The 23,622-nt window shown below is 70.6% G+C and carries 18 protein-coding genes; 10 read left to right on the top strand and 8 right to left on the bottom strand.

The window, feature by feature from the left end; translation table 11 throughout:
- Positions 1-473 precede the first annotated feature (473 nt).
- The 4 genes from ABZW18_RS21645 to ABZW18_RS21630 form a co-directional block, all read right to left on the bottom strand.
- A complete protein-coding gene (locus ABZW18_RS21645) occupies positions 474-1,601 on the bottom strand; it encodes an LLM class flavin-dependent oxidoreductase (protein WP_356189716.1) in 1,128 nt (375 codons plus the stop codon).
- A 124-nt stretch (positions 1,602-1,725) separates the two neighbouring features.
- Positions 1,726-2,520 (bottom strand): SDR family NAD(P)-dependent oxidoreductase, encoded by a 795-nt coding sequence (locus ABZW18_RS21640; protein WP_356189714.1) that lies wholly within the window; start codon positions 2,518-2,520, stop codon positions 1,726-1,728.
- Between the two features lie 101 nt (positions 2,521-2,621).
- On the bottom strand, positions 2,622-3,572 hold the full coding sequence (locus ABZW18_RS21635; RefSeq protein ID WP_356189712.1) for an LLM class F420-dependent oxidoreductase: 951 nt from the start codon (positions 3,570-3,572) through the stop codon (positions 2,622-2,624).
- A 396-nt stretch (positions 3,573-3,968) separates the two neighbouring features.
- The gene (locus ABZW18_RS21630; RefSeq protein WP_356189710.1) at positions 3,969-5,189 is read right to left on the bottom strand and encodes an amidohydrolase family protein; all 1,221 of its coding nucleotides are present in this window, start codon (positions 5,187-5,189) and stop codon (positions 3,969-3,971) included.
- A 209-nt stretch (positions 5,190-5,398) separates the two neighbouring features.
- Here ABZW18_RS21630 and ABZW18_RS21625 point away from each other — a divergent pair, with 209 nt between their 5' ends.
- From ABZW18_RS21625 to ABZW18_RS21615, 3 genes are all read left to right on the top strand, one after another.
- Positions 5,399-8,320 (top strand): BTAD domain-containing putative transcriptional regulator, encoded by a 2,922-nt coding sequence (locus ABZW18_RS21625; RefSeq protein ID WP_356189708.1) that lies wholly within the window; start codon positions 5,399-5,401, stop codon positions 8,318-8,320.
- Between the two features lie 282 nt (positions 8,321-8,602).
- Positions 8,603-8,899, top strand: a complete 297-nt coding sequence (locus ABZW18_RS21620; protein ID WP_356189707.1) for a hypothetical protein — start codon at positions 8,603-8,605, stop codon at positions 8,897-8,899.
- A gap of 194 nt (positions 8,900-9,093) precedes the next feature.
- Entirely contained in the window at positions 9,094-9,285 is a 192-nt protein-coding gene (locus ABZW18_RS21615; protein WP_356189705.1) for a hypothetical protein, read from the top strand.
- 63 nt (positions 9,286-9,348) lie between these two features.
- Here ABZW18_RS21615 and ABZW18_RS21610 read toward each other — a convergent pair whose 3' ends face one another.
- Entirely contained in the window at positions 9,349-10,953 is a 1,605-nt protein-coding gene (locus tag ABZW18_RS21610) for a FadD3 family acyl-CoA ligase (protein WP_356189703.1), read from the bottom strand.
- Positions 10,954-11,054: 101 nt separating this feature from the next.
- On the opposite strand from ABZW18_RS21610, the gene ABZW18_RS21605 reads away from it, so the two are divergent.
- The 6 genes from ABZW18_RS21605 to ABZW18_RS21580 all read left to right on the top strand — a co-directional run bounded on the left by ABZW18_RS21605 (position 11,055) and on the right by ABZW18_RS21580 (position 17,426).
- Complete coding sequence (locus tag ABZW18_RS21605) at positions 11,055-12,221, top strand: lipid-transfer protein (protein ID WP_356189701.1); 1,167 nt, start codon at positions 11,055-11,057, stop codon at positions 12,219-12,221.
- A 6-nt stretch (positions 12,222-12,227) separates the two neighbouring features.
- Positions 12,228-12,686, top strand: coding sequence for an OB-fold domain-containing protein (locus ABZW18_RS21600; protein WP_356189699.1), 459 nt, complete (start codon positions 12,228-12,230; stop codon positions 12,684-12,686).
- Positions 12,683-13,447, top strand: a complete 765-nt coding sequence (locus tag ABZW18_RS21595) for an enoyl-CoA hydratase/isomerase family protein (protein ID WP_356189697.1) — start codon at positions 12,683-12,685, stop codon at positions 13,445-13,447. Before ABZW18_RS21600 ends, ABZW18_RS21595 begins: the two co-directional genes overlap by 4 nt.
- A gap of 280 nt (positions 13,448-13,727) precedes the next feature.
- Positions 13,728-14,333 carry a hypothetical protein gene (locus ABZW18_RS21590; protein ID WP_356189696.1) on the top strand — a complete coding sequence of 202 codons (606 nt, stop codon included), beginning with the start codon at positions 13,728-13,730 and terminating at the stop codon, positions 14,331-14,333.
- A 672-nt stretch (positions 14,334-15,005) separates the two neighbouring features.
- On the top strand, positions 15,006-15,746 hold the full coding sequence (locus ABZW18_RS21585) for an IPT/TIG domain-containing protein (RefSeq protein WP_356189694.1): 741 nt from the start codon (positions 15,006-15,008) through the stop codon (positions 15,744-15,746).
- Positions 15,747-15,869: 123 nt separating this feature from the next.
- On the top strand, positions 15,870-17,426 hold the full coding sequence (locus tag ABZW18_RS21580) for an IPT/TIG domain-containing protein (RefSeq protein WP_356189692.1): 1,557 nt from the start codon (positions 15,870-15,872) through the stop codon (positions 17,424-17,426).
- A 146-nt stretch (positions 17,427-17,572) separates the two neighbouring features.
- On the opposite strand, the gene ABZW18_RS21575 is transcribed toward ABZW18_RS21580, so the two are convergent.
- From ABZW18_RS21575 to ABZW18_RS21565, 3 genes are all read right to left on the bottom strand, one after another.
- On the bottom strand, positions 17,573-20,386 hold the full coding sequence (locus ABZW18_RS21575) for a PQQ-binding-like beta-propeller repeat protein (protein ID WP_356189690.1): 2,814 nt from the start codon (positions 20,384-20,386) through the stop codon (positions 17,573-17,575).
- A 207-nt stretch (positions 20,387-20,593) separates the two neighbouring features.
- Positions 20,594-21,382: a VOC family protein gene (locus ABZW18_RS21570; RefSeq protein WP_356189688.1), complete on the bottom strand. Its 789-nt coding sequence runs from the start codon at positions 21,380-21,382 to the stop codon at positions 20,594-20,596.
- 275 nt (positions 21,383-21,657) lie between these two features.
- A complete protein-coding gene (locus ABZW18_RS21565; RefSeq protein WP_356189686.1) occupies positions 21,658-22,437 on the bottom strand; it encodes a VOC family protein in 780 nt (259 codons plus the stop codon).
- A gap of 246 nt (positions 22,438-22,683) precedes the next feature.
- On the opposite strand from ABZW18_RS21565, the gene ABZW18_RS21560 reads away from it, so the two are divergent.
- Complete coding sequence (locus tag ABZW18_RS21560; protein WP_356189684.1) at positions 22,684-23,331, top strand: TetR family transcriptional regulator; 648 nt, start codon at positions 22,684-22,686, stop codon at positions 23,329-23,331.
- Positions 23,332-23,622 lie beyond the last annotated feature (291 nt).

The raw sequence follows: 23,622 nt of genomic DNA, 5'->3' as shown, positions 1-23,622 counted from the left end.
ACGGATGCGGTGGTCCCGGCCGGAGGCGCCGCGGAACTGCCTCCGGCCGGGACCCGGAACGGGGCGGCGGGCCGGGAAGCCACCGCCCCTCCGGAGGTCGCCCGCTCAGCAGGCGCTCTCCGGCGTCTCACAACACGTCCCCGTGGGCGGGCCACGGGCCCGGTGGGGCGTTCACGGTCGTCCGGTCGGCCGCAGCGGCCCATGGCCACTGCGGAACCGCCAACTCGCCCGCCACACCGACGGCATACGACGCCGGCGCGCGAACACGGCCCATGGACACGACTCGCAGCCACGACCGCAGTGACGACCGCAGCGACGACCGCGGCAACGGCCCACAGACCCGATACACAGCCGGGGTCGGCGGCCCCGGCCCCGGCGTCCAGGCAAGCCCAGTTAGGCACGACCCCGCGTCCGGCACGGCCCCGCGTCCGGCACGATCCCGCGTCCGCACGCCCGGGCGCCCGGCGGGGACGTCAGCCGGCCGCCGCCTGGCGGAAGCGCGTCGTACGGTGCACCGGATCCGTGTCGATCTTCGGGATCACATGCTCGCCGATCAGCTTGATCGTGTTGAGCGTGTCCTCGTACGAGATCCCGATCGGCAGCCCGAAGGACAGCTGGTCGGCTCCGGCCTGCTCCCACCGCTTGCACTGCCGGAAGACCTCGTCCGGGTCACCGCAGATCATCAGCTCCTCGGAGATCAGCAGCTCGATGATCTCCTCGGTGTACTCGGGCAGCAGCTCCGGCCACTCCGGGATGCCCTCGGGCCGGGGGAAGGTGTCGTGGTAGCGGAAGAGCAGCGACTGGAGGTGGTTCAGTCCGCCGCCCACCGCGATCTCGATCGCCTTCCTGCGCGTCTCGGCGCAGATCGCCGTCGACGTCACCATGACGTTGTCGTTGACGAAGCCGCCGATCGCCCTGGCCTCCTTGATGGCCGTCTTGTAGGACTCGACGACCCACTCCATGTCGGAGACCTTCTGCACGCTGAAACCGAGGACCCCGAGGCCCTTCTGCGCGGCCATCGCGTAGGAGGACGGGGAGCCCGCGGCGTACCACATCGCCGGGTGCGACGCCCCGTACGGCTTGGGGAGCACCTTGCGCGGCGGCAGCGACCAGTGCTTGCCCTGGAAGCCCTGGTACTCGTCCTGCAGCCACATCTTGGGGAACTCGGCGATCGTCTCTTCCCAGATCTCCTTGGTGTGGTTCATATCGGTCACGCCCGGGATGAACCCCAGGATCTCGTGACTGCCGGCGCCCCGCCCGGACCCGAACTCGAAGCGCCCGCCCGAGAGATGGTCGAGCATCGCGACCTTCTCGGCTACCTTGACCGGGTGGTTGACCTGCGGCAGCGGGTTGAAGATCCCGGAACCGAGGTGGATCCGCTCGGTGGCGTGCGCGAGATAGCCGAGAAAGACGTCGTTCGCCGAGAGATGCGAGTACTCCTCCAGGAAGTGGTGCTCGGAAGCCCAGGCGTACTTGAAGCCGGACTTGTCGGCCTGGATGACGTACTCGGTCTCCTCGAGCAGCGCATGGTGCTCGGCCTCGGGGTCGGCCTTCGCGCGTGCGGCTGGCACATATCCCTGTACAAAGAGCCCGAATTCCACGGAGGTTCACCGTCCTCAGGTCCTGACGGTTTCTGACGTACCGTCAGATCATCATTGACTGTGGCATTGCCGGTACGGGGCGTCAATACCTGATGAACCATCAGGTCGTGCTGGGTCGTGCAGCTCAGAAGACCGACACCCCGGACAGCCATCCGCCGTCGATGACGAAGGGCTGGCCGGTGATGTAGGAGGAGTCCTCGCAGGAGAGGAAGAGGGCCAGCCTGGCGACCTCCTCCGGCCGGCCGATCCGCCCCAGCGGTACGACCCTGGCGTAGAACTCGTCCAGCGCGCGGGACGAGGAGTCCCCGTCGCCGGGCCTGCCCTCCCCCGCGACGATCTCCGGATTGGTCATCGGGGTGTCGATGGCACCGGGGCACATCGCGTTGACCCGGATGCCTTTGCCCGCCAGCTCCATGGCCGCCACCCGTGTCATCCCGACGATCGCCGCCTTCGTCGCGGCGTACGAGGTCAGGAAGGCCATACCGGTCAGCGCCGTGTACGAGGCGGTGTTGACGATCGTGCCGCCGCCCGCGGCCTCCAGCTCGGGGATCACGGCCTTCATCCCGAGAAAGGCGCCGACCTGGTTCACCTGCACCACCTGCTGGTACTCCTCCAGCGAGGTGTTCGCCAGCTCGTTGAAGCGCAGGATGCCCGCGTTGTTGACCAGCCCGTCGATGGCGCCGAAAGCGGACTTGGCCGCTACGACGGCCGCGCTCCAGTCCGCCTCCCGCCCCACGTCCAGATGCACATAGCGGGCCGCGTCCTGGCCCAGCTCCTTGGCCAGCGCCTCCCCCCGGTCGTCCAGGACGTCCGCGAGGACGACCTTGGCGCCCTCCGCGACGAAGAGCCGCGCCTCCTGCTCGCCCTGTCCGCGGGACGCACCCGTGACGATGACGACGCGCCCGTCGAGCTTGCCCATGACTTCTCTCCCCGGTCGTCCTGGTCGTTGTAGTTCTCGCCTTTCTCGCCGATCTCGCCGATCTCGCCGATCTCGTCGTTCTCGTGCTGGTCGTTCTCGCCCTAGTCGTTGAGGTGCGGAGCCACATCGGAGGCGAAGGCCTCCATCTGTTCGATCAACTCCTCCCGGCTCCTGCTGCGGAACCGGACCTGGATCTGGTCCACACCCATGGCCGCGTAATCGCGCAGCGACTCGGCCAGCCGGTCCGGTTTTCCGGCCAGCGTCCTCCGGCCGGTCTCCCAGCCGGGCTCGCCCACGTAGAGCGGCTCGGTGATCGCCCCGATCTCGATCCGCTCGGCCGGTCCGGACTGCTCGCGCAGCTCCCGGAGCCGGGCGATCTGCCGCGGCAGCCGGTCGCGGGGGTCCCCCTGGGGCAGCCAGCCGTCGCCCCGGACGGCAGCCCGGCGTACGGCCGCGGGCGACGAGCCGCCGACCCAGATCGGCGGGCGTGGCGTCTGCGCCGGGCGCGGCCCCTGCCCGAGGTCGCTGAACGCGAAGCGCTCGCCGCTGAACACCGGGTACTCCTCCGGGCCGAGCGCCGCCTTCAGCGCGTCCACGACCTCGTCGAGTACGGGCCCCCGCCGGTCGAACTCCGCACCGAGCGCCGCGAACTCCTCTTGTACGTGCCCGGCGCCGACCCCGAGGATCAGCCTGCCGCCGGACAGGTGGTCCAGCGTCGCGTACTGCTTGGCGGTGGTGAGCGGGTGCCGCAGGCCGACCACGGCGACATGGCTCAGCAGCCGTACGCGCTCGGTGATCCCGGCGAGATAGGCCAGCGTGGCCACGGGGTCGTACCAGGTGGTGCCCATCGCGGCGGCGAGCCGCCGGGGAATCGCGATGTGGTCGCAGCAGCCGATGTAGAAGAAGCCGAGCCGATCGGCGGCGCGAGCGACCTCGGCCAGGTCCTGGGGGCTCGCTCCCGCCTCCCACGGCTCGGCGTAGAGAGTGCTCAGCGACTGGACCGGGAGCTGCATCCCGTGCACCAGCCGCCCTTGCGGCAGGATCCGCACCATGTGGCCTCCCCGGCAGTCCTCGGGCACCCGTCGCGCCCGAAGCGCAGGGGCCAATAGTCCTGTCTGACGCCCCATCAGACAAGTTTCCTGCGGGCTCGGTTCAGCGCCCGCCGCCCTCCCTTCCCGTCGCCCGTACGCCCGCAGGTCGGATGACCGCGGCTCCGCACGCTCGCAGGTCCGTACGCCCGCGTGTCCGCACGCTCGCGGTCCGACCAAAGCCCGGAACCCGCGCACCCGCACCCCGCACCCCGCACCCCGCACCCCGCACCCCGCACCCCGCACCAACCAGCCCAGCCCAGCCCAGCCCAGCCCAGCCCAGCTCAGCTCAGCTCAGCTCAGCACCAGCACCAGCACCAGCACCAGCACCAGCACCCGGGACGCTTCAGCGCGAAGCGGCTACGCCCCCGCCCACAGCCCGTCCTTCGTCAGCCCCAGCAGCTCGATCGCGTTGCCTCGGACGATCCGCTCCACCACATCCGGCGCCAGATGCCCCATCTGAGACTCCCCCACTTCGCGCGACTTCGGCCAGGTCGAGTCCGAATGCGGATAGTCCGTCTCGTACAGCACGTTCCCCGCCCCGACCGCGTCCAGATTCCGCAGCCCGAACGCGTCGTCGAAGAAGCATCCGTACACATGCCCGGCGAACAGCTCCGACGGCGGACGGAGCACCTTGTCCGCGACACCGCCCCAGCCGCGGTTCTCCTGCCACACCACGTCGGCGCGCTCCAGGATGTACGGGATCCAGCCGATCTGGCCCTCCGCGTACATGATCCTCAAGTTCGGGAAGCGGTCGAACTTCCCCGACATCAGCCAGTCGACCATCGAGAAGCAGCAGTTGGCGAAGGTGATCGTGGAGCCCACCGCCGCCGGGGCGTCGGCCGATGTCGACGGCATCCTCGAGGACGAGCCGATGTGCATGGCGACGACCGTGCCGGTCTCGTCGCAGGCCCGCAGAAAGGGGTCCCACTCATCCGTGTGGATGGACGGCAGCCCCAGGTACGGCGGGATCTCGGAGAAGCACACGGCCCGTACGCCCCGCGCCGCGTTCCTGCGCACCTCCTGCGCGGCCAGTTCCGCGTCCCAGAGCGGGACGAGCGTGAGCGGGATCAGCCGGCCCCGCGCCTCGGGACCGCACCACTCCTCCACCATCCAGTCGTTGTAGGCCCGCACAGCCAGCAGCCCCAGCTCCCGGTCCTTCGCCTCGGTGAACGTCTGGCCGCAGAAGCGCGGGAAGGTGGGGAAGCAGAGTGCGGACTGGACGTGGTTGATGTCCATATCCGCCAGCCGCTCGGGTACGGAGAAGGACCCCGGCCGCATCTGCTCGTACGTAATTCCCTCGAGCCTGATGTCGTCACGGGAGTAGCCCACCGCCGTATCCAGACGGGTCAGGGGCCTGCGCAAATCCTCGTACACCCACCAGTCGGCGACCGGCCCGCCATCGCCCGGCGCTCCCATCCTGGGGGCGAACCTGCCGCCCACGAAGGTCATTTCCTTCAGCGGCGCGCGGACGACACGGGGTCCGACGTCGTGGTACTTCGACGGGAGCCGGTCCCGCCAGACGTTGGGCGGCTCGACCGTGTGATCGTCCACCGAGATTATCTTCGGGAAGCTCTCCATGCCGAATAAGGTAGCGCTGATCTGACGATCCGTCAGCTAAGCGGTGTCGCAGGGGCTTTGTCGAATCGTCTATCCGTGTACCGCACTTGTGGAGACAGGGTGCCCCTACTGACGCGGCCGTCCCGCACAAGGCAAACTGGCCGGGGGCACCTCCCGGACGGAGTCCGGGAGAGCGACAGGACTCCGAGAGATCATCAGGGGAGACAGCGATGACCCAGGTACCGGGTCTTGGGCCGCGCCTGCGTTTCGCCGTACTGGGTCCCGTACGGGCCTGGCACGGCGAGCAGCCGCTCCCGACCGGTTCGCCGCAGCAGCGCGCGCTGCTCGCGGCCCTCCTGCTGCGCGGCGGGCGCACCGCGACCGCATCCGAGCTGGTCGACGCCCTGTGGGGCGAGGAGCCGCCGGACGCCGCGGTGGCGGCCCTGCGGACGTACGCCTCCCGGCTGCGCAAGGCCTTCGGCCCGGACGCGGACGCACTGGTCAGCGAGTCCGGCGGCTATGCGATACGGCCCGCCGCCGGCGGGCTGGACATCGCGCTGGCGGAGAGTTACGCCGCCGACGCGGACAAGGCCCGGGGCCGCGGCGACCGGTGCCGGGCCCGCGACCTGATCAACGACGCCCTGGCGCTGTGGGACGGCGAGCCGCTGGCGGGTGTCCCCGGCCCGTACGCCGAGACACAGCGCACCCGCCTCGAGGAGTGGCGGCTCCAGCTGACCGAGACCCGCCTCGACATGGACCTGGAGGTCGGCTGCCACGCCGAGGCCGTCTCGGAGCTGACCGCCCTGACCGCAGCGCATCCGCTGCGTGAGCGGCTGCGAGCCCTGCTGATGCTCGCGCTCTACCGGAGCGGGCGGCAGGCGGAGGCGCTCGCCGTGTACGCGGACACGCGGCGGCTGCTCGCGGAGGAACTCGGCGTCGATCCCTGCGCCGACCTGAACGAACTCCACCAGGGCATCCTGGCGGCCGACTCCGGGCTGGCGGTGCCGTCCGGAGGACAGAGCGAGCAGGCCCCGACCATGGTGCGCCCCGCTCAACTGCCCGCGACTGTCGCGGACTTCACCGGACGCGCCGCCTTCGTCGGGGAGCTCAGCGACCAGCTGGCGACCGCCGACGGCCGGGTCATGGCCGTCTCGGCGGTGGCGGGCATCGGGGGCGTGGGCAAGACGACGCTCGCGGTGCATGTCGCGCACGCCGCCCGGGACCACTTCCCGGACGGGCAGCTGTATGTGGACCTCCAGGGCGCCGGCGCGGGGGCAGCGGACCCGGAGGCGGTGCTCGGCTCCTTCCTGCGCGCCCTCGGCACTCCCGACACCGGTATCCCGGACTCGGTCGCCGAACGGGCCGCCCTCTACCGCTCCACGCTGGACGGGCGGCGGGTACTCGTCCTCCTCGACAACGCACGCGACGCGGCGCAGGTCCGGCCGCTGCTCCCGGGCACCGAGGGCTGTGCGGCGCTGATCACCAGCCGGGCCCGGATGGTCGACCTGGCGGGCGCACACCTGGTGGATCTCGACGTGATGAGTCCGGAGGAGGCTCTCCAGCTCTTCACGAAGATCGTGGGAGAGGAGCGGGTCGCGAGCGAGCGCAAGGCGGCGCTGGACGTGGTCGCGGCGTGCGGCTTCCTGCCGCTGGCGATCCGCATCGCGGCCTCCCGGCTGGCCGCACGGCGCACCTGGACCGTCTCCGTACTCGCCGCGAAGCTCGCGGACGAGCGGCGGCGGCTGGACGAGCTCCAGGCGGGCGACCTGGCGGTGAAGGCCACCTTCGAACTGGGATACGGGCAGCTGGAGCCCCAGCAGGCCCGCGCCTTCCGGCTGTTGGGACTGGCGGACGGCCCGGACATCTCGCTGGCCGCCGCGGCGGCGGCCCTGGACCTGAGCACGAGCGACACGGAGGAGCTGCTGGAGTCCCTGGTGGACACCTCACTCCTCGAGTCCGCCGCTCCCGGGCGCTACCGCTACCACGACTTGGTACGGCTCTACGCGCGCGCGTGCGCTGAGCGGGACGAGTGGCCGCCGGAGGAGCGGGACGCGGCGATGTCGCGGCTGCTGGACTTCTATCTGGCGACCGCGGCGGGCGTCTACTCGCTGGAGAGGCCGGGCGACCGCGTCGTCCACCACCTGGCGTCCACCCGGGACGAGGGGCTGGCCTTCAAGGACCGTACAGCGGCGCTGGACTGGCTGTTCACGGAAGCCGCGTGCGTGCTCGCCGCCGCCCGTCAGGCAGCCTCGGGAGACACGCTGCGCCGGTCGGCCGATCTGCTGCTCGCCACCCAGGACCTGTCCGAATCCGGCGCCGTCTCACGGCAGTACGAGCAGGCCGCGCGCGCCGTGCTCAGCGCCGCCCGCGAGGCCGGCGACCCGCAGGCCGAGGGACGTGCCCGGATCGTGCTCGCCCACGGGCACCAGATCGGGGGGCGTTTCAAGGAGACCCAGAGCGAGGCGCAGGCCGCTCTCGCCCTGGGACAGGCCGCCGGTGACCCGATCCCCTGCTGCTACGCGCCGAACGACCTCGGAATCATCGCCATCTACGAGAACCGGCACCAGGATGCCGAGGCGCATCTGAGCCAGTCCCTCAGCGCCTTCCGGACCGACGGCAACCGGCCCGGCGAGGCGAGCGCGCTGAGCAACCTGTCCCGCGTACAGCTCAATATGGGGCGGGCGACGCACGCGGTCGAGCTGGCGGAACAGGCACTGGACATCTACCGGGAGCTGGGAGTCACCCTGCGGATGGCGAACGGGCTGTACGCACTGGGGCTCGCGCTCACCGAACTCGGCGAGCATGGCCAGGCCCTGAGCCGGCTCTCCGACGCGCTGGCCGTCTTCCGGGAGAACCGGCAGCGGTTCTGGGTGGGCATGACGCTGTTCCGGCTCGCCGAGACGCATCTGGCCGCCCGGAGGGCAGCACAGGCCGCAGCCCACGCCGAACAGGCCCTGACGCAACTCCGCGGCATCGGCGGGGAGTGGCGGCGCGGCAATGTCCTGACGACGCTGGGCAAAGCGCTGGACAGCCTCGGCCAGTCGGACCGGGCCCGGGCGTGCTGGCGCGAAGCGCTGGACCTCTTCGAGGAGTCGGGGGCCGCCGAGGCCGAGGGCGTGCGGGCGCTGTTGACACCGGTGGCCGTCGCGTAGACCGCTCGGGGCCCGGCCGTACGGCGTACGCCGTGCGCTGTGCGCCGTACGAGGCAGGGGGACGCACGGCCTCGAGGTTCGGCGCGGTCGGCGTTCATCGATCGTTTATCGCCGTTCGGCACTCTTATGCCATCGATCCGTTGCATCGGGGGACAGGCGGGTCGGCGGGGGAGGGTCACCGCGAGGTGAACAACCCTGAGATGTCCGTCCGGCGACCGACGGGGGAGTCGCTGGGCGGGCATCGCAGACTGGGTGCCCCATGAGACCCACGGAGTGACGACGATGAGCGAGACCAGGAAGACGAAGGCCGGCGTCAGGCCAAAGGACGGTTTGGCGACGGGCGACGGTGGCGGGGAGATCGTGACGGAGGATCACCACGCTTCCGGCGGCGACATCAAGCCGCTGGACCACCACGCGTCCGGCGGGGACATCATGCCCCTCGACCACCATGCGTCCGGCGGCGACATCAGGCCTCTGGATCACCATGCTTCGGGTGGCGACATCAAGCCCCTGGACCATCACGCTTCGGGTGGCGACATCAGGCCGCTGGACCATCACGCCAGCACCGAGAAGCCCTAGTCCATTCCGAGCGGGGACGGGGAGCGGCCGCGGCGGCGCGGAGGGGAGCCGCCGCGGCCGCCGTATTCCGCGTATCCGCGGGTGATCGGTTCGCGCCACCCTTCGATCACTTCGGGCCAACGGTGCAAATGTTTGCATTTCTATCACTAAATTCACGCGGTGTAGGAAGTTTCGCACTTTGTAGAGGAGCCGTAATGACCCGAACCAAGAAGATTCTTGTCACGTTCGCAATTGCTGCGGCGGCAGCAGGCACGGGGGCGGCACCGGCCGCGGCCGATAACCACTCGTCGGGGGGCACCACCGCACAGGAGCACCACGCCAGCGTCACGCCCGCGGAGGGCGACCTCGCGACCGTCGTACTGCCGCAGGAGCACCACGCGTCCTGACGCTGCCGACGATGCGCCCACCGGCGCTGCCGACAGGGGGCCGGGCTCGGAGCGTTCGGCCCCCTATCGCGCCCGGGACCGCAGCTGCTTCTTCTGGACCTTTCCGCTCGCGTTCCGCGGCAGTTCCGCCAGGAATTCGACCTCCCGCGGCACCTTGTAGTTGGCCATCTCCCGCCGCGACCAGGCGATGAGATCGTCCCCGGTGAGCGTCGCGCCCGCTCGCCGCACCGCGTACGCCTTGCCGACCTCCCCCAGCCGGACGTCCGGCACCCCGACCACCGCCACATCCGCCACTTCCGGGTGGCGGGCGATCAGTTGCTCTATCTCCGCCGGGTACGCGTTGAAGCCGCCGACGATGAACATGTCCTTGATCCGGTCGGTGATACGGAGGTTGCCCTCCACGTCCATCACGCCGACATCGCCCGTCCGGAGCCAGCCATCGGCCGTGACGGCCTTCGTCGTCTCCTGCGGCTCCTCGAAGTAACCGGACATGACGTGGTAGCCGCGGACGAGGACCTCGCCCGGCCGGCCCGGCGGCAGTTCGTCGCCGTCCGGGCCGACGACCTTCACCTCCGTGTCCGGGATCGCCCGCCCCGAGGTCCCCGAGACGACCTCCGGCGGGTCGCCCCGGCGGCACATCGTCACCGTTCCGCCGGCCTCCGTCAGGCCGTACGCCGTCAGCACGGTCGCGATCCGCAGTTCGCCGCGCAACCGCTCGACCAGCTCCAGCGGCACGACGGCCGCCCCGGTCACGACCAGGCGCAGGGCCGACAAGTCGTGCTGGGCGCGCGCCGGGTGGTCCAGGATCGACTGGTGCAGCGTCGGCGGCCCCGGCAGCACGCTGATGCGTTCCGCGGCGATGTTGGCGAGCGCCGTGTCCACGTTGAAGACCGGCTGCGGGATCATCGTCGCGCCGCGCATCAGGCAGGCGATGATGCCTGCCTTGTAGCCGAAGGTGTGGAAGAAGGGGTTCACGATCAGATAGCGGTCGTCCTCCCCCAGCCCCGCCAGCTCGCTCCATGTCTCGTAGATCCGCAGGGTCTGGGCGTGGGTGACGACCACGCCCTTCGGGTGGCCGGTCGTGCCCGAGGTGAAGGTGATGTCGGAGGGGTCGGTGGGCGGCACGGAATCGGCTCGGGCAAGCACGGACGCCGCGGTCACCACGTCACCCGCCGCCAGGAAGTCCTTCCACGTACGGAAGTCCGCCGGGGCATCCTCTGCCAGGACCACCACGTCCCGCAGGTGACTCAGGCCCGGGAGGGGCCCGTCGCCGGCGCCCTGCCCCGCCGCCCGCCGCAGCGACGCCACGTATGACGTGCCGAGGAAGGTGCCCGTGACGAAGAGCAGCTTCGCCCGGGTCCGCGCCAGGACATAGGCCGCTTCCGTGCCCTTGAAGCGGGTGTTCACCGGGACCAGTACGCCACCGGCCGTCACCGCGCCGAGCGCGGCCACGATCCAGTCCGCGGTGTTCGGGGCCCAGACCGCCACCCGGTCGCCCCGCTCGACGCCCGAGGCCATGCACGCGGCCGCCGCCCGCTCGACGCGCTCGCCCAGCTCTCCGTAAGTGATCCGGGTGCGGCCGTCGACGACCGCTTCCCGCCCCCCGTAGCGCTCCGCCGCCGTACGCACCAGGCCCGGGATGTTCCCGAATTCCAGGTCCCCGCGCATCGCCCTGCCTCCCGCCCCCGACCCGCTAGCTGACTGTCTGTCAGATTAGCGGTAGCCTTCCCCGCTGTCAGCACCGGCGACGACCGACCACGGAGGTCGCGATGGGAGCCAGCGGGTTTGTCGGGGGCCTCAAGGACGCTACGGCGATAGCGGGAATCGGGCAGACGCCCTTCGCCGGACAACTCCCCGAATCGGAGAAGGCGCTGGCCTGCCGCGCCATTCTTGCCGCGCTCGACGATGCGGGTATCGCCCCGTCCGAGGTCGACGCCTTCGCCTCCTACACCATGGAGGAGACCGACGAGGTCGAGGTCGCCAAGGCGATCGGCGCCGGGGACGTCACCTTCTTCTCCAAGGCGGGCTACGGCGGTGGCGGGTCGTGCGCGACCGTGGGGCATCTCGCCGCCGCCATCGCCACCGGACAGGCGACCGTGGGGGTCGCCTGGCGTGCACGCAAACGCGGCTCGGGCCCCCGCCCCTGGACGAACACCACCGCCCAACTGCCCACCCCGGCACAGTGGACACGGCCGTACGGACTGCTCCGCCCCGCCGACGAGATCGGCATGCTGGCCCGCCGCTACATGCACCAGTACGGCGCCACCCGCGACCATTTCTTCCATGTGGCGCTCGCCTGCCGGAACCGGGCCAACCAGAACCCCGCCGCGATGATGCACGAGCGGCCGCTGACCCGCGAGATGTACATGACCTCCCGCTGGATCAGCGAGCCGCTCTGCCTGTTCGACAACTGCCTGGAGACGGACGGTGCACTGGCCTGCGTCATCGTCTCCTCCGCGCGCGCCCGCGACTGCCGTCACACACCCGTCCACGTCCACTCCGTCGCCCAGGGACTGCCGTCCCAGCACCACGGGATGGTGAACTACTGGAACGAGGACCCGCTCACCGGCCCCGCCTGGACCGCCGCCCGGCACCTGTGGAAGTCCGCCGACTTCGGGCCGCACGATGTGGATGTGGCGCAGATCTACGACGCGTTCACCCCGCTCATCCTGCTATCCCTGGAGGGCTACGGCTTCTGCGAACGCGGCGAGGGAGCGGCCTTCACCGAGGGCGGGGCACTGGAGATCGGGGGCCGGCTGCCGGTCAACACCAGCGGCGGCGGGCTCTCCGAGGCGTACGTCCACGGCTTCAACCTGATCAACGAAGGCGTCAGGCAGTTGCGCGGCAGCTCCACCGCACAGGTGCCCGACGCGACCACCTGCCTGGTCACCGCGGGCGAGGGAGTCCCGACCTCCGCCCTACTGTTGAGGAGCTGATGACAGATGACAGGTTCTGTTACCGGAGTTCTCTTCCCTGTCGTCGATGAGGACGGCGCCCCCTTCTGGGAGTACGCGTCCCGCGGCGAGTTGCGCGTACAGGCGTGCGCCGACTGCGAACGGCTGCGCTTCCCGCCCCGCCCCTGCTGCCCGCACTGCCAGTCCTTCGAGAGCGAATGGCGGAGGATGAGCGGCCGAGGGCGGATCTGGTCGTACGTCGTCGCCCACCCACCACTGCTGCCCGCTTACGCCGCGCAGGCGCCGTACAACGCGATCGTCGTCGAGCTGGCGGAGGATCCGCTGATCCGGCTGGTCGGCAATCCGGTGTCCGCACCGAACGCCCCGCTGAACTCCGTCGACCCCGGGCGGCTGCGCATCGGCGCGCCCGTCAGGGCCGTCTTCACAGAGCTCTCCGGAGGCGCGGAGAGCGTCACCGTGCCGCAGTGGCTCCTGGACCGCGCATGAGCGTCCGCACCGAGACCAGGGGAGGCGTCACACTCGTCACGCTCGACCGGCCCGAGCGCCACAACGCCATCGATCTGGCAACAGCGGCCGAACTCCGCCGCATCTGGCGCGAGTTCCGGATGACCGACAGCGTACGGGCCGTCGTCCTGACCGGGGCCGGCGAGCAGGCCTTCTGCACCGGCATCGACCGGTCGGCCGACGTGCCCCAGCCCAGCAGCCCGTACTCCGTCGACGACCCGCTCCTCACCATCGGCCCGAAGGCGTGCGATCTGTGGAAGCCGGTCATCACGGCGGTCAACGGCATGGCCTGCGGAGGTGCCTTCTATCTGCTCGGCGAGAGCGAGTTCCTCATCGCCTCGTCCGGCGCGACCTTCTTCGACCCGCACACCACGTACGGCATGGTCAGCGCGTACGAGGCCATCGGCATGGCGCAGCGGATGCCGTTCGGCGAGGTCGCGCGGATGTCGCTGATGGGGACCTCGGAGCGGCTGTCGGCCGCCCGCGCGTACGAGATCGGGCTCGTCTCGGAGGTCGTCGCACCAGCCGCCCTTCGGGACACCGCCCTGCGCGTGGCGTCGGTCCTCGCGTCGTATCCGACCGATGCCGTGCAGGGGACCGTACGGGCCGTCTGGTCGGCCAGGGAAGCGGCACGCACGCAGGCGCTCGCCGGCGCGCCCCATCTCATCGCGCTGGGGAACCTGCCGTCGAAGCGGCAGGCCGACCTGTTCAGCACACGCGGGCACGCCTTCCGCACGCGGTGACCCGGCTTCCGTGCAGGGCGCTTCCGTGCAGGGCGACCTGATATCCGTACGCGGTGACCTGGCATCCGTACGCGGAGGGGGTGCCCTCACCACCGCGTACGGTCGCGGCGCGTCACAGCGCCTCAGGGGTCTCGAGGGACTCGATGGCGGCGGCCGACCCCGCACCGCGCGACTCCTGCCGGGGCGCGGCAATTCCGCGCGTCGAGGAGGGACCGGGCGTCCTTCGCGTGGCGGGAGGACGGCGCCGGGCGTAGCGTCGAAGACGAGGTGATCCGCGCTTATGGCCCGTAACGCGCTCGGTTCCGCGGTCGCCCTTATCGGAGCGACGGCTGCCGTCCTGAGCCCTTTCCGCGTCTGGTACAACGGCCGCGAGGGGCGTGACATTCGCGTCGAGGATCTCTTCGGAGGGATCACCTCGGTGGATGCGGCGCTGTGGACGTCGATGCTCCTGCCCATGGTTTTCGCGGCGGTGGTGACGCTGCTCGGCGTGCTGTTCCGCTCACGGCTGCTGGTGACGGTGGCCGGGGTCGTGGTGCTCGGCTTCACCGTCGTGTGGATGGTGCGGCAGGGGCAGGCGGCGGGGAGCCTCGTGGCGGGCGGCGAACTCGGGCTGGGGTCGGGGGCGGCGCTCGCGGTGGGCGGCGGGCTGCTGATACTGCTGGGCGCGGTCCTGATGAGCGGGCGCCGGCGCCGGCGGTCCCGGCACGGACGCCAGGAGCCGGGGCCATACGAGCCCGGACCTGACGACCATGAGCCCGGCCCCTATGGCCACGAGCCGGAGCCGTACGGTCCCTCGACGACCGATACGCAACCCATTCGTGGCTACCCGCCTCCTCCTCCCCCACCGGACGACCCTTGGAGACCAGGCCGCCGCCGCTCGCCCTGACCCCTGTGCCCCGCCTGGTGCCTGGTGCCTGCTGCCTGCTGCCTGCTGCCTGCTGCCTGCTGCCTGCTGCCTGCTGCCTGCTGCGCACAACGGCGTTCGAGCCGTCACGCCATCGAATGATCGGACGTATTGCGGAGCCCACGAACCCTGGTCAGGTTCATAGACTCTCTGCATTTCCTCATTCCCTTCGGGAACTCCGGATTTCCCTGACACACCAGGCGGGACGGACCCGAACTCGCCCTCGGGGCGCGGCTGAACTTCAACCGGAATACCGGCGTACTCCGGCGCAGCATCCCGACTATTGGAATTTACTCACATTTAAGCATTCACCACAGGCCGCATCAAATGCGCCCTTTTAACGTTGAAGCATTTTCGGTTCAATTACGTCAGGTGAGACAGCGAAGCCGGCTCTTCGAGGCCAATGCCGTCTCGCCCACCTCAACCCGGCTACCCGCGCCCCCACCGGGCATGCAGTCGGCGCATCTTCCACGGGACACGCAGAACGGGGCCCCTGTGTCCTTGGGCGAGCGCCACAGCGGCATGCCCATCTCCGGCGCCACCGACGGCCGATGCCATAGGCGAACGGCGCCGACTTTCCCTGCTTCGTTCCGCTCGTCCGCGGCATTTCCATCACGCGGTAGCACCCAGAACGCAATCAGAAGGAGAAGGATCGTGGCGAGTCTGAACCCCACCCAGGGCCCGGCATCAGGCGGGAACCCGGTCGTCATCACCGGCACCAATTTCACCGGCGCCACCAGCGTGAAGTTCGGCACCAAGTCGGCCGGATTCACGGTCGACAGTGCCACCCAGATCACGGCGACCGCGCCGTCGGGCACCGGATCGGTCGGCGTCACCGTCACGACACCGGGCGGTGTCACCACACCGGTGCCGTACTTCTACATCAACCCGCCGATCAAGTCGTCGCTCAGCTCCATTTCCGGGCCGCTGGCCGGCGCGACCACCTCGGTCGTCGGCGCCAACCTGACCACGGCAAGTTCGGTCACCTTCGGCGCAGTCGGCTCGGCCACGCCGACCGTGGTGAACGACAGCACGCTGAACGTCACGGCACCGACGGCGACCGTTCCGGGCACCGTCCCGGTCACCGTCACCACCACGGGCGGCACCACCAACGGGCTCTTCTTCACCTACGTCGACGTTCCCGCGGTCGGCACCATCAGCCCGGCCACCGGCCCGGAGTCCGGCGGCACGGCGGTCACCGTCCCCGGGACCGGCCTGAGCACCGCTCAGAACGTGACATTCGGTGCCAGCTCGGCGGCCTACCAGGTAATCGACGACAGCACGATCATCGCGTACGCCCCGGCCGGTACCGGCACGGTCGCGGTCACGGTCACCACGGAGGGCGGCAGCGACGCGAGTACGAACAGTTTCGTCTACGTGGCGCCTCCCGGCTGATCGAGGCCGGGGCGGGCGGCGGTTCCTGTCGCCCGCCCCGCGCAGCAGCCCTCGGGTCCAGGCCGGTCAGACCTCCGGCCTGGGCTCGCGCGTACGCAGTGGGAACGACAGAGAAGGAAAGCCGTGATTCAACTCCCCGCAGCACAAACCGGCACCACCGCCCTGGCGTCGGCCGCCGCCGCACCGCCCACGATCTCCGGCTTCACTCCGAACTCCGGACCGGCCACCGGTGGTACGCAGGTCTCCCTGATCGGCACTGGTTTCACGGGCGCCACCGCCGTACATTTCGGAGGCGTCCCCGCCACGGGCGTCACGGTCCTGTCCGACACGCAGATCACCGCCACAACGCCGCCCGGCGCGGGCGCGGCCCAGGTCACGGTCACGACCCCGAGCGGTACCAGCGCCCAGTCCGTGTTCTTCGTCTTCACCCCACCGCAGGCACCGTCGTTGGCCGGGCTGAACCCCACGTCGGGCCCGGCTGCGGGCGGGACCACCGTCACACTCACCGGCTCCAACTTCAGCGGGGCCACCCAGGTCAAGTTCGGCGCCACCAACGCCACTTTCACAGTGATCTCCAACTCGCAGATCAACGCCACAGCTCCGGCAGGCACCGGCACGGTGCAGGTCACCGTCACCACTCCGACCGGCACCAGCAACGGTCGCGGGTACACGTACAGCGCGGGGCCGGCACCGGTCATCAACACCCTGAACCCTCCTTCAGGACCCATCACGGGCGGAAACACCGTCACCATCACCGGTACGAATCTGACCCTGGCCACCTCGGTGCGCTTCGGCCTGGCCACGGCCACGTTCACGGTGCTCTCCCCCACCCAGATCAATGCCACCGCCCCACCCGGCACCGGCACCGTCGCCGTCAACGTCACCACCACCGCCGGTACCAGCAACAACCTCGCCTACACCTATGCCGTCACGCCACTGATCACAGGGGTCAGCCCCCTCCAAGGCCCGGCGTCCGGGGGCAACTCCGTCACGCTCAGCGGATCCGGCCTGACCGGCGCCACTGGGGTCACTTTCGGCGGCGTCCCCGCGAGCGGATTCACAGTCGTCTCCGGCACCCAGATCAATGCGGTCCCGCCCCCGGGTGCCCCCGGCCCGGTCGCTGTCGAGGTCACGACACCCGCGGGCACCAGCGGCCCCGGGGCCTTCTACTTCTACGTGGCCGCGCCGGTGGCCACGGAGTTGAACCCGGCCGCTGGACCGGCCGCGGGCGGAAACACCGTCACCATCACCGGCTCCAACCTGACTCTGGCCACCTCGGTGCACTTCGGCGTGGCCACGGCGCTCTTCAGCGTGCTGTCCGACAACCAGGTCAAGGCCACCGCCCCACCCGGCACCGGCAACGTCCCGGTCAACGTCACCTCCATCGGCGGCACCAGCAACAACCTCACCTACACGTACATCGCCGGCCCCGTGATCAGCGGCTTGAACCTTGCCCTGGGCGCTCAATCGGGCGGGAACACGGTCACCATCACCGGTTCCGGACTGACGACGACCACGGCAGTGCACTTCGGTCCGGCGTCGGCGGGGTTCACCGTGCTGTCCCCGACCCAGGTCACCGCCGTCGTGCCGCCCGGCACGGGCGATGTCCCCGTCAACGTCACGACCACCGGCGGTACCAGCAACAGCCTCACCTACACGCACGTCCCCCCGCCCGCCTGAACGGCGTGTCTTCGGTCAGCGACCGGTCCGGATCAGGGCGGGCCGGGAACGGGAGTACAGCTCGGTGCTTGCGCGGCGCATCCGGCGCGGCGCGCGCCCCAGTCACCCACCCGGCGCCCTGAGGGGGCTGCGGCCCGGCCGGGTTGCTAACTCCGGCCCGGAGCCGAGGGTCTCGCCATGCCCGTGCCCTTGAGCGCGTCCAGGGCGTAGACGCAGCGGTCCTTGCTGCAGGCGTAGACGACGCCGCCCGACACCACCGGCGTACCCGTGATCTCGCCGCCCGTGGCCAGCTTCCAGCGCAGTTGCCCGCCGCCCGCGTCCAGCGTGTAGAGGCAGTGGTCGGCCGAGCCGAAGTGCACGCGGCCGTCCACGACGACCGGGGCGCCGATGACCTCACCCTGGGCCGCGAAGCGCCACTTCGGGGTGCCCGTGACCGCGTCCAGCGTATAGAGCGCGCTGCCGCTGCCGACATGCACGGAACCCGCTGCGACGAGCGCCGGATCGATCGACTGCCGGGCCTCCGTCGCAATGCGCCAGCGGTCACGGCCGTCCGCCGCGTCCAGCGCGTACACGGTGCCGAGGTAGTCCACGACGTACACACCGCCGCCCGTGACGGCGGGGCCCGGCGCGTACGCCGGGGCGCTCAGGAAGACCGCGGGCGCCTCGAAGCGCCACCGCAGATCGCCCCGCGCCACATCGATGGCCATCACCCGTGCCCCCGCGCAGACGTACACGACGCCGTCCGGGGCGTGCAGCAGCCGCACCGGGACTCCACCGCAGGAAGCCGCATCTCCGACGGGATGGGACCAGCGCTCCATGCCCGTACGGGCTTCGAGCGCACGCAGCCGTCCCTCGGCCCACACGTACACCGTGCCGTCATGGATGGCGGGCCCCGACTCGGCGGTTTCGAAGTCGGCCTGGGCGCCGGGCAGTTCCCACAGCTGTTCGCCGTTGGCGGCCCCCCAGGCCTGTACGCCGCCTCCGCGCGTGCCGGTGATGACCGTGCCGCGGTCGACCTTGAGCGAGTACACCCAGCCGTCGGTGTTCAGCCGCCACCGCTCCGCGCCGTCGACGGCGTCCAGCGCGTAGAGCGTCGGCCCGTCCGAGGCATGGATACGGCCGTCCGCGACCGCCATCGCCCACGCCACGTCGCGGGTCTTGAACTGCCGCCGTCCGGTGGCCACATCGAGCGCGTGCACCTCGAAGGAGGTGACGTACAGCAGGTCGCCCGCGACGGCGGGGCTGCCCCAGACATCGTTGGACATCCGGAAACGCCACGGCCTCCACCGCCCGTGGCCGCCCAGCGCGCCGGGCGGTTCCGCAGGGGCGGGTACCGATGCGTGGGCCTGGCCGTCGGCCGCCGGGGACGGCGCGGGCGCGGACGCGACGGCGCCGTCGGCGCTTCCGGCCGCGAGAGGGCCGGGGGGCGCACCGTTCGGCGGGCGCACCCAGCCCGTGGCGGTCCCGCTGTCGGGCCGCGCCTGTGGGTCGCGGCCGTCGACGACCCGCGGCCCCGGCCCTATGGCGACCTGCGAACCGGGCAGCTGTACGGCTCCGCCGGCGGCGCCCCCGACGGGTACCTGCGGGCCGAAGTGTCCGTCGGGACCGGGACCCGGCCCCGCAACGGGACCGTTCCAGTCCGCCGGGTCACGCGGCGGGTAACCGGCCGGACCGTGGCCGTCCCACCCCGCGGCCGCGGGGACGCCGCCGAGCCCCCGGCCGTCACGCGCGGGGTTGCCGGCAACGGGCCCACCATGACCTGCCGGAGCCTCACCGGCCGGGGCGGGGCCCGTCGGCGGCACCGAGCCCCCGGGACCGGGTACCTGCCCGGGACCGGGTACCTGCCCGGGTCCTGGACCACGTCCGGAGTCCGCGCCGTGGCCCGCGGTCACGCCCGCCGGGGCGGCCGTACCCGGTCCGGCTCCCGGGGCGTACGACGGCGGCGGGGGAGCGGCGGGCGCTGGGGCGGGCTCTGCGGGCGCGGGCAGGCGCCCCTTGCCTCCGCCGGCACCCGCGTCCCTGCCCGTCGCGGGCGAACCCGCACCGGCGGCAGGCGAAGTCGTGCGTCCGCCGCGCCGCTGCTCGATCATCGAAACCGCGCGCCCCGGCAGCCAGGCCGAGGCCGTACCGCTGTCGTCACTGCCGGAGGCGAAGAGATGCGGCGCCAGCTGGGACTGCAGATCCGCGGGGCTCGGCCGGTGTTCGGCGGCCATCTGCATACAGGATTCGATCAGTGACCGCAGGTCGTCCGGCAGCCCGTCCAGGTCGGGCCCTTCACGCAGCAGCATGAAGACCGTCTCGACGGGGTTCGCGCCGTGAAAGGGCGCGTGCCCGGTGGCCGCGAACACCAGCGTCGAGCCGAGCGAAAAGATGTCGCTGGCACCCGTGACGCTGCGCGAGTCACGCGCCTGCTCGGGCGACATGTAGGCCGGGGTACCCACGGCCACGTTCGTCATCGTCAGACGGGTGTTCGATACCCCGGACGCGATACCGAAGTCGATCACCCGCGGCCCGTCCTCGACCACGAGCACGTTGGACGGCTTCAGGTCGCGGTGGACGAGACCGGCCCCGTGGATGGACTGCAGCGCCTCGGCGACACCGGCCGCCAGCCAGCGCACGGCCTGCGTCGGCAGCGGACCGCACTCTTTGACTATTTCCTCGAGGGAGGGGGCGGGGACGTACGCGGTCGCGAGCCACGGCACGGCGGCGCGCGGGTCCGCGTCCACGACGGCGGCGGTGTAGAAGCCGCTGACCGCGCGGGCCGCCTCCACCTCGCGCGTGAAGCGGACCCGGAACAGCTGGTCCTCGGCGAGTTCGGTCCGCACGGTCTTGATCGCGACCCGTCGTCCGGATGCCGAGCGGGCGAGATAGACCAGCCCCATGCCACCGGCACCGAGTCGGGCGAGCACCTCGAACGGCCCGATCCGCCTCGGGTCGTGCTGCGTCAGCTGCTCCACCACTTGCCTGCCACCTCCCCGTGGGGGCTTGAAGGATTTCAGCCCCGTGCAGCGTCTCACCGTCAACCGTCCCGGGTACGCAACCTGATTCTTCCTGGCGAAGGCGGTGGTTGCGAACCCGGGGGCGAATCGGGGTGTCTCCCCCGGCAAATGGGGTCAAAACATCAGGGTGTCGGAGGTTACCGGCGGGTCGCATGCGATCGGCCGTGGTCAGCGGCTCGCTCTGGAGAGATCGATGACCGCGAAGTTCGCTCCCTGATTGTCGACGAGGACCGCGATCCGCCCGTACGGGGTGTCCTCCGGATCGAGAATGACGCGTCCGCCGAGGCGGGTCGTGGCCCCGGCCGTCCCGTCGCAGTCCGCGACCGCGAAGTAGACAAGGAAATGCGCGGGCATCTCGGCCTGGAATCTGCTGTCGATCACGCCGCGGCCGAGAACCGCGCCGTCCATCCCCGCGGGCCTCCCCGGTGGCGACCAGACGGCGAATTCCGTTCCGTCGCCCGTGTCCACACCCCGCGTGGTGTAACCGAACACGGTCTCGTAGAACTGGTCCACCCGCTTCGCGTCCCGCGTATAGACGTCGGTCCAGGCGTACGAGCCCGGCCGGCCCCGCTTCTCGAAGCCGGTGTGCGAGCCGCCCTGCCACAGACCGAACACCGCGCCACCCGGGTCGACGGCCATCGCCATCGTGCCGAAGCCGCCGACCTCCGTGGGGTCCATGATGATCTGGCCGCCGACCTCGCGGATCTTCGCGACGGTCGCGGCGGCGTCGGCGGTCGCGAGGTAGACGTTCCATACGGTGGGCATCCGGCCGTCCGGCTTGGGAGCGAGCGCGGCGACGTTCCTGCCGTCGTGGAACGCCTGCGTGTAGTAGCCGTACTCCTTCTCGCCCTCCTCGAACGACCAGTCGAAGAGCTCACCGTAGAAGCGCTTGCCCGCCGCGAGATCCGGCAGCATCGCGTCGACCCAACAGGGCACGCCCTCTTCGAATGCGGCCATGACGCCGGGTCCTCCCATGCGGTAGGGAACGTGCGGTAGGGATGCCTATGGAGATGCCAGTGGATGCGGAGGTGCGTGCCGCGGGGGGCACGGCGACCGCGGATGTCCCACTACGCCGGCGCGGCCGGCTCGGCGGGTGCGGTGGGGGTGAATGTCAGGGGGTCGATGACGGTCAACGGACGACGGCGGCGGTCCATGGGTGACGGCGGCCCGGACCGGGTCCGGGAGACGGCCCCGGACCGGGTCCCGGTCCCGGTCCCGGCGGGACTCGTGCGTCACGCCTGGCCCGCCGTCGTCCTCGGGTCGATGACGGAGAAGGTCGCGCCCTGCTGGTCGGCGACGATCGCGAAGCGTCCGTACGGGCTGTCCCTGGGCCCCGTCCGGAGCTTGCCACCGAGCTTCTGCACCGAGGCGATCGCGTCGTCGCAGTTGGCGACCACGAAATAGACCATCGCGTGCGGCGGCACATCGGCCGGAATGTCATCGCCCAGCTTGAAGCGGCCGGCCACGGGCTGGCCTTCGAGCTTCCAGATACTGAAGTCGAAGTTCTGGTCACCGACCGGCTGCACCTCGTACGAGAAGACGGCCGGGTAGAACGCGTCCACGCCCCCGGTCTCCCGGACACAGATCTCCACCCAGCCGAAGGAACCCGGCTGGTACTGCCTGTCGAATCCCTTATGGGTCCCGGGCTGCCAGACACCGAAAACCGCGTCACCCGGGTCCTTGGCGATGAGCATGCTGCCGAGGTCCCCGACCTCCATGGGCCCCATCAGCGTCATGCCACCGTTCGCACGGATCTTCTCAGCGGTCTCGGCAATGTCGCGCGAAGCGAAGTAGACGCCCCAGGCCGGCGGCGTCCCTTCCTGGCCCTCCATGACGGGGGCGAGTCCGGCGACCTTCTTGCCGTCCGAGAGCGCCTGCGTGTAGTAGCCGAAGTCGGGCGAGCCCTCATCGAAGGTCCAGCCGAAGAGCCCGCCGTAGAAGCGCTTTCCCGCTTCCAGATCGGGGAGCGAGGCGTCCACCCAACAGGGTGCGCCTTCCGGGAATGCGGCCATCGCCTGATTCCTCCTGCTAGAAGAATGTCTTGTTCAGCACGCTATCCGGTCATTTCCACCTGCGCCCGCTGTCCACGAAAGTTATCCACAGCCTGTTGATAACAAGATTCATTCGTCTGGACCAAGCGGATCCGACGGCCGGCTCCGGGCACTGGCGCTGAGCTGGAGGTTCATGGCGGCGGCTGTCCGCTCCCCATTTGCAGGCGGCCGAATCGCGCTCCGATCACCCCTCGGTAAGCTGACGGCATGACAGGACAAGTTCGCACCGTCGACGGCCGGGTGGCCGGGCGCCGCGGGCAGGCGACGCGGCAGAAGCTGCTCGACTGCCTCAGCGAGATGCTCAGCTCCTCGCCGTACCGCGATGTCAAGGTCATCGACGTCGCCCGCAAGGCGGGGACTTCCCCCGCGACCTTTTACCAGTACTTCCCGGACGTCGAGGGCGCCGTCCTGGAGATCGCCGAGGAGATGGCCAAGGAAGGTGCGAGCCTGACCGATCTGGTGGCGGGCCGCTCCTGGGTGGGGAAGTCGGGCTGGCAGACCGCTGAAAACCTGGTCGACGGCTTCCTCTCTTTCTGGCGCAAGAACGACGCCATCCTGCGCGTGGTCGACCTGGGCGCGGCGGAGGGGGACAAACGGTTCTACAAGATCCGTATGAAGATCCTCAACGCCGTCACCAACTCCCTGACGGACTCCGTCAAGGATCTCCAGTCCAGGGGGAAGGTCGACAAGGACGTGAATCCGGCGGCAGTCGCCGGTTCCCTGGTGGCGATGCTCGCGGCCGTGGCGGCGCACCAGAAGGGTTTTCAGAGCTGGGGCGTCAAGCAGGCGGAGCTGAAGCCGAACCTGGCGCTGCTGGTTCATCTGGGCATCACGGGCAAGAAGCCGACGAAGTAAGCGCTCCGCGCTTACTCCGGAGGCACCCGGCCGCCGCGCCGCCGAGCCACCGCGTCGCCGAGCCACCCGGGCGACCGCGCGTGGGTGCGAACGCGGCCGCAGCTCGCGGCTCCGACCACGGCCCACCCCGGTACGCCGGCGCCCCGGGCCCGTCACTCGAGTCCTGTCATCACTGCGGCGGATCACTCGGTCACCGACCGGAGTGATCCGCCGCAGCGTCATCCGGCCCCGTCTTGGCCGAACCGCCTTGCGATCGAAGGACGGAACGGCCCGACCACTCCAGCCCGGTGA

The sequence above is a fragment of the Streptomyces sp. NPDC004647 genome (assembly GCF_040609575.1).
Lineage (GTDB): Bacteria > Actinomycetota > Actinomycetes > Streptomycetales > Streptomycetaceae > Streptomyces.
The sequence above is the reverse complement of the archived record's forward strand: the minus strand, read 5'-3'. Positions and strand labels throughout refer to the sequence as shown.